Source organism: Aphanothece microscopica RSMan92 (genome assembly GCF_046613545.2).
In the GTDB taxonomy this organism is placed as follows: domain Bacteria; phylum Cyanobacteriota; class Cyanobacteriia; order PCC-6307; family Cyanobiaceae; genus NIES-981.
In genome coordinates this window covers 1-1318 of record NZ_JBKKKY020000187.1, presented here as the reverse complement: position 1 = coordinate 1318, position 1318 = coordinate 1, and the positions used below count along the sequence as shown (strand labels likewise).

Genomic DNA, 1318 nt, shown 5'->3' with positions numbered 1-1318 from the left:
TGGGGTTCCCCCGATTTCGTGGACACCGATCAGGGGTTCATAGGGATGAGTGTACGGGCAGTGATGAACGCCTGCTCGTAGTCGATCGGACTCAGGTAGCCGATCGTTGAATGACGCCGCTCGCGGTTGTAGTAGCCCTCGATCCAAAAGGCCAGATCACGCTGCAGCTGCTGAGGTGAAATCAGGACCTCTCGATCGTCATCGAGGTTCCGCTCCAGTTTCAGGGTGGAGAAAAAGCTCTCCACCACCGCGTTGTCCCAGCAGCAGCCCTTGGCGGACATGCTGCAGGTGATCTTCTCCTTCTGGAGCAGCTCCCGGTAGTCGTTGGCCCGGTACTGGCTGCCCTGATCAGTGTGGATCAGCAGCTGATCGGGCGCCACCTGGCGATGACCGAGGGCGCGGTTGAGGGCCTCGATCACCAAGGCTGTATCCATCCGCTGATCCAGCGTCCAACCGACGACGCGGCGGCTGAACAGATCGATCCAGACAGCGAGATACCGCCAGCCGGCGCTCGTACGGATGTAGGTGATGTCGCCGGCCCAGCAACGGTTGGGCGCCGCGGGTTGGAACTCCTGCTGGAGCAGGTTCTCCACCACCCCAACGGCGCCTCTGCCGGCCTTGGAGCAGGGCCTGAACGCCTTGCGGGTTCTGGCCCTGAGCTCAGCACGGCGCATCAGCCTGGCCACCCGATGGCGGCCGATGTGGCGCCCCGAGGCCCGCAGCTCCTGATGGATCCGCGGGGATCCGTAGAAGCCGCGATGCACCTGGAACACCGCCGTGATCTCAGCGGTGATCGCCGCGTTCTCGGCCGCTCGCTTTCCCGGCGCCTCCTGCCGCTGCCGCCAGGCATAGAAGCCACTGCGGGCCACACCCAGCTGCCGGCACAGCCAGGCCACCGAGTGCTGAGCGGCCAGCTGATCGATCAGGCGAAACCTCTCGGCGGCAGCTGCTCTTTTGCAAAGTGCGCTGCCGCCAGCCTGAAAAAATCCTTCTCCCTCCTTAGCTCTCGGTTCTCCTTGCGGAGCCGGGCCAGTTCAGCCCTCTCCTCGCTGGTGAGCAGGCCCTGGTCACGGGGACCGGCCTGGCCGCGATCGATGCGGGCCTGCCGTACCCAGCGGGCCAGGCTGCTGGAGGGAAGCCCAAGCCGCTCAGCAACGGCATTGCAGGAGAGCCCCTCCTGCAGGCAGAGCTCCACGGCCTCCTCCTTCTGCTGCGGCGTAAACCGGCGCCGGGTTCTGGTGGGGTTGGTCATCGATAGACAGTCTGGTGGTCATGGCGTGACCCCTAACGACTTGTCCTCAAAACCGGGGGAAGCCCA

Annotated in this window: 2 protein-coding genes; both read right to left on the bottom strand. The window is 64.8% G+C overall.

Annotated elements, in window-relative coordinates; genetic code table 11:
* Positions 1-29 precede the first annotated feature (29 nt).
* Positions 30-914 carry an IS3 family transposase gene (locus tag ACLD7X_RS16835; protein ID WP_411424839.1) on the bottom strand — a complete coding sequence of 295 codons (885 nt, stop codon included), beginning with the start codon at positions 912-914 and terminating at the stop codon, positions 30-32.
* Positions 915-922: 8 nt separating this feature from the next.
* The gene (locus tag ACLD7X_RS16830) at positions 923-1252 is read right to left on the bottom strand and encodes a transposase (RefSeq protein WP_411424838.1); all 330 of its coding nucleotides are present in this window, start codon (positions 1250-1252) and stop codon (positions 923-925) included.
* Positions 1253-1318: the final 66 nt, after the last annotated feature.

Excerpts from the sequence above, each read along its gene's own strand:
- ACLD7X_RS16830 (WP_411424838.1), bottom strand. The coding sequence starts at position 1,252 with ATGACCAACCCCACCAGAACCCGGCGCCGGTTTACGCCGCAGCAGAAG.